This is a genomic window from Schnuerera sp. (genome assembly GCF_035459645.1).
In the GTDB taxonomy this organism is placed as follows: Bacteria; Bacillota; Clostridia; order Tissierellales; family Tepidimicrobiaceae; genus Schnuerera.
Map to the genome: position 1 here is coordinate 1 of NZ_DATHXO010000462.1, position 4,871 is coordinate 4,871.

At 31.0% G+C, this 4,871-nt stretch carries 7 protein-coding genes; all 7 read left to right on the forward strand.

From position 1 onward, the window contains the following. Positions 1 to 81 precede the first annotated feature (81 nt). Positions 82 to 264, forward strand: coding sequence for a 30S ribosomal protein S21 (rpsU, locus tag VK998_RS10860; protein WP_325228199.1), 183 nt, complete (start codon positions 82 to 84; stop codon positions 262 to 264). 16 nt (positions 265 to 280) lie between these two features. Next, on the forward strand, positions 281 to 724 hold the full coding sequence (locus tag VK998_RS10865) for a GatB/YqeY domain-containing protein (protein ID WP_325228202.1): 444 nt from the start codon (positions 281 to 283) through the stop codon (positions 722 to 724). A gap of 148 nt (positions 725 to 872) precedes the next feature. Then, on the forward strand, positions 873 to 2,156 hold the full coding sequence (locus VK998_RS10870; RefSeq protein WP_325228204.1) for an NfeD family protein: 1,284 nt from the start codon (positions 873 to 875) through the stop codon (positions 2,154 to 2,156). 3 nt (positions 2,157 to 2,159) lie between these two features. Next, positions 2,160 to 3,146, forward strand: a complete 987-nt coding sequence (floA, locus tag VK998_RS10875; RefSeq protein ID WP_325228207.1) for a flotillin-like protein FloA — start codon at positions 2,160 to 2,162, stop codon at positions 3,144 to 3,146. Between the two features lie 11 nt (positions 3,147 to 3,157). Next, entirely contained in the window at positions 3,158 to 3,613 is a 456-nt protein-coding gene (locus VK998_RS10880; RefSeq protein ID WP_325228210.1) for a hypothetical protein, read from the forward strand. Positions 3,614 to 3,689: 76 nt separating this feature from the next. After that, positions 3,690 to 3,968 (forward strand): sporulation protein YqfC, encoded by a 279-nt coding sequence (yqfC, locus tag VK998_RS10885; protein WP_325228212.1) that lies wholly within the window; start codon positions 3,690 to 3,692, stop codon positions 3,966 to 3,968. 11 nt (positions 3,969 to 3,979) lie between these two features. After that, a partial coding sequence (gene yqfD / locus VK998_RS10890; RefSeq protein WP_325228214.1) for a sporulation protein YqfD occupies positions 3,980 to 4,871 on the forward strand: 892 nt, incomplete at its 3' end.

Here is a 4,871-nt window from a genome sequence, read left to right on the forward strand (position 1 = left end):
TATAATGATTTAGTATTGTATTCCGATTTCCATAATTAATATGGGAGCACTCTTGCAGTGGAAGAGGGGAGGGAGAAGTTGATGGCAGAAATCAAAGTAGGAGATAACGAATCTCTAGATAATGCACTAAAAAGGTTCAAAAGGCAATGCGCCCGTTCAGGTGTTCTTTCCGAATACAGAAAAAGAGAACATTATGAAAAACCAAGTGTAAGACGTAAAAAGAAATCTGAGGCAGCTAGAAGGAAAAAAAGAAGAAGATATTAATTGAGAAGGTGAATTGATGGCCTTAAAAGACAAGCTTATGGAAGATTTAAAGTCTTCTATGAAAAATAAAGACTCTGTCAGAAAAAATACTATTACTATGGTTAGAGCAGCTATAAAACAAATAGAGGTTGATCAACGAACTGAACTAGGAGATGAAAAAATATTAGAAATAATATCTAAACAATTAAAAGAAAAAAAGAATGCTATTGAAGATTTCAAAAAAGGAGAACGACAGGACCTAGTTGAATTAACTCAAAATGAAATTGGAATTTTACTTGAATATTTACCAAAACAACTTACTGAAGAAGAAATTAAAAAAATTGTTTTAACAACCATAGATGAGGTAAAAGCAAAATCCATTAAAGATATTGGATTGGTGATGAAAACTGTAATGCCCAAAGTAAAAGGCAGAGCTGATGGCAATACAGTTAATAAAATAGTTAGAGAAATTTTAAAATAGACCTGGGGTTTATACTCCAGGTTTTTTGTCAATATCGGGATAAAACTAAGGATAATGATATTTACTGGATATTTATATAACAATAAATAATTATTTTTATTGTATAAACTTTAGGGTAATAATATAATATGAATTAGGAGGTGAAATTTTGAAAAAAACTAGAATTTTGGCTTTAATCTTTTTAATTCTACTATTTTTAAATATAACTATTTATGCAGAAGATATGGGAGATGTTTATGTAGTACCAATTAATGGAGAAATCAATAGAGCCACCTATAATTTTTTACAAGACACATTAGACAAGATTGTTAAAAATCCTCCAAATGCAATAATATTTGAAATAGATACCTATGGAGGAGCAATTGATGAAACTGAAAAGATTAAAAATTTAATTATCAATTTAAACATACCAACTATATCCTTTGTAAATAATAAGGCTGAATCAGCAGGGGTATTAATTACAATTGCAGGAGAAAAGGTAGTTATGGCTGAAAGTGCTACTATAGGCTCTGCAGAAACCATACCCAATACAGAAAAAATATTATCCATGTGGAGAAGTTTCTTGAGAGATGTAGCTCAATTCAGAGGAAGAGATCCTGAAATAATCGAGGCTATGGCTGATAGAGATATTCATATTGATGGTGTATCTGAAAAAGGGAAATTGCTTAATTTAACAAGTAAGGAAGCTTTAGAATATGGAGTTACAGATTTAATAGCCAATGATTATGATGAAATTCTCACCAATTTTAACATTTCATACACTAATATTGTTAAAGTTGAAGAGAATTTAGAATTAAAAGCAGCTAAAATTTTGTCTAGTCAATATATGAGTACCTTACTATTGACAATAGGTTTTGTAGGGTTAGTAATAGAGATATTCACACCAGGATTTGGTATCGGTGGAACTATAAGTATAATTGCTTTTGGTTTATTTTTTGGTGGTAATATTTTAGCGGGAAATTCTCAATGGACATCATTAGCAATATTTGTTACTGGATTAATACTTCTAGTCATAGAAGCTATTGTTCCCGGATTTGGGCTGCCGGGTATTTCTGGTATAATATTGGTTATTTTAGGTACTATATTAGCAATGGGATCTTTATCCTCAGCCCTTATGTCTATTAGTATTGCCATTATAATAACTGCAATTATTACTATGTTATTGATTAAATATGGGCATAGAAGTCCATTTTTAGATAAAATCGTTCTATCCACTCACCAAAAAGATGAAGAAGGTTATCTAAGTTCTTTTACTAAAGAAGAATATTTAGCGAAGGAAGGGATTTCCATTTCTGAACTTCGCCCTTCAGGGGTAATAGAAATAGATGGTCAAAGATTAGATGCATTATCTGATGGAGGTTATATACCAAAACAGTCAAAGATTCAAGTGATAAGGGTAGAAGGATCAAAAATAATCGTTAGGAGGGTTTAATTTATGCCAGGGTCATTAGTATTTACAGTAGGTATTGCTTTGTTAATTATAATTTTAGTAATGTTGTTCTTTACTTTTATACCTGTTGGATTATGGATTACAGCATATTTTTCAGGTGTTAAAATTAAAATTGGTACTTTAATAGGAATGAGATTAAGAAGGGTTATACCTTCAAGAATAGTCAATCCTATGATTAAAGCCACAAAGGCAGGCTTAACTTTAGGGATAGATAAACTTGAAGCTCATTATCTTGCTGGTGGTAATGTTAATACTCTTGTAGATGCATTAATTGCAGCACAGAGAGCAAATATACCTTTAGAGTTTGAAAGGGCTGCAGCTATAGACTTAGCAGGAAGGAATGTTTTAGAAGCAGTACAGGTAAGTGTCAATCCTAAGGTTATTGAAACGCCTCAGATTGCAGCAGTTGCTAAAGATGGGATAGAGGTAATGGCAAAGGCAAGAGTTACAGTTAGAGCCAATATTGAAAGGTTAGTAGGAGGAGCAGGAGAAGAAACTATTATAGCTAGAGTAGGAGAAGGTATAGTTACTACTGTAGGTAGTTCTGCTAGGCACAAAGATGTATTAGAAAATCCAGATTTAATATCCAAAACCGTTCTAGATAAAGGTTTGGATTCAGGAACTGCCTTTGAAATATTGTCCATAGATATTGCAGATGTAGACGTAGGAAGAAATATAGGAGCTAAATTACAAACAGAACAAGCAGAAGCTGATAAGCGTATAGCCCAAGCTAAGGCTGAAGAAAGAAGAGCAATGGCAGTGGCCAAAGAGCAGGAGATGGTAGCAGAAGTTCAGGCTATGAAAGCTAAGGTAGTAGAAGCTGAGGCGGAAGTACCCCTTGCTATATCAGGTGCTTTAAAAGAAGGCAATATGGGCTTTATGGATTATTATAATATGAAGAATATATTAGCTGATACAGATATGAGAAGTTCAATATCTAAAATAGCTGATGAAGATAAAAAAGAAGATTAAGGGGCGATAATATGTTCCCGCAAGGTTTATTGTTTTTTATATTAATAGTAGTTATAGATTTGATTTTAAAGAGTATAAAAGATAAGCAAAAAATACAGAAAGCAAAAAGCAAAAAATGGCAACAAACAAACAAAGAACCAAGGAATGGTAAATCTATAATAGCATCACCAATACAAAGAAAAGAAACAATCCGAGAATCTAATAGGAAAATAGAGCAAGAACAAGTAAAAGAAAAAAGAGTTCCATCTAGAGACGAAAGCATATTTAAAAATGAACAAACTAGAGAAAAATCTGCTCAATCTAAAGTTTATAGAAGTGAGATGGAACTTATTGTAGAAGATAATTTCACTGACAAAAGAAGTAAAAAGTCAAAGATACCGATAAAAAAAGATATATTAAAAGGCATAATATATTCAGAAATATTATCAGAACCTAAAAGCCTTAGAAATAAGAGAAAAAGCATATAGGAAACTATATGCTTTTTCTTATCCCTAGTAATACTCATATTATATAAGGCATAAATTATTATGAGGAGGGTTTAGAATGAAAAATAAAATGGATAATTTTAAATATAATATTTCAGAAGCTTTAGAGTTACCTAAGGATGTGGTACTTGATTTGCCTAAGGTTATTATGATTGGAGATATACAGGTTAATATTTCTAATCACAAAGGTATAATAGAATATACTCAAGAAACCCTCAGAATAAATACTAGTATTGGGATAGTTAAAATTTCTGGAAAAGATATGGAATTAAAGACAATACTTTCTGAAGAGATAATCGTTAAGGGGAATATTCAAAAAATAGAGATATACTCTTAAGGAGTGTTATTATGGAGGTTATTAAAGCGTGGAATTTTTTAAAAGGATATGTTATTATTAAGGTTAAAGGTTTGACTTTGGAAAGATTCTTAAATTTAGCTGCAACCAAAGATATATATCTTTGGGATATAAATAGAGTTGGTTATACAATGTTGGAGATGAAAGCCACTATTCATGGATTTAAAGCCCTTAAAGAAATCGTTAATAATGTAGGATGCCGAGTGGAAATAGTGGATAAAAAGGGGTTACCATTTATTTTGAATAGATTAAAATATAGAAAAATGCTTGCTTTTGGATTTGTTATTTTTCTAGGAATAATTATTTTTTTATCTTCTTTGATATGGGATATCGAAATTAGAGGGAATGAAAAGGTAAAAACCCAAGATATTATGGAAATATTAGAAAAAGAGGATATAAAAAATGGTATAATAAAGTATAAAATAGATAAAGATTATACAAAGCATTTATTGCTAAATGAATTCGATACTTTTTCTTTTATATCTGTTGAAATTAAAGGTACTAAATTGTTAATAGAAGTAAAAGAACAAGATTTGCCACCAGAAAAAATTAATATGGATACACCATGTAATATAATTGCAACCAAAAAAGGAGTAATAGTCAAGGCGATTGCTAGAAATGGAAAGGCAGTAGTACGAAAAGGAGATGTAGTAAAAAAAGACCAACTATTAATAACTGGCGCCATTTCTGATGAATATTCAGAAGAACAAATATTTGTCCATTCGGAAGGAGAAGTACTCGCTAAAACTGTATATACTCAAAAAATAGATGAACCTATTATAAAGACTGTAAGGGAAGAGACTGGAAGAGTATATGAAAGGCGTGAATTAAGAATAGGAGAAAAAGGAATTCAGTTTTTTAAAGGAGAAATTCCTTACGAGGATT

Bases quoted from the DNA above. Each gene is read 5' to 3' on its own strand.
- rpsU (WP_325228199.1), top strand. From the start codon at position 82: ATGGCAGAAATCAAAGTAGGAGATAACGAATCTCTAGATAATGCACTA.
- VK998_RS10865 (WP_325228202.1), top strand. From the start codon at position 281: ATGGCCTTAAAAGACAAGCTTATGGAAGATTTAAAGTCTTCTATGAAA.
- floA (WP_325228207.1), top strand. From the start codon at position 2,160: ATGCCAGGGTCATTAGTATTTACAGTAGGTATTGCTTTGTTAATTATA.
- VK998_RS10880 (WP_325228210.1), top strand. From the start codon at position 3,158: ATGTTCCCGCAAGGTTTATTGTTTTTTATATTAATAGTAGTTATAGAT.
- yqfC (WP_325228212.1), top strand. From the start codon at position 3,690: ATGAAAAATAAAATGGATAATTTTAAATATAATATTTCAGAAGCTTTA.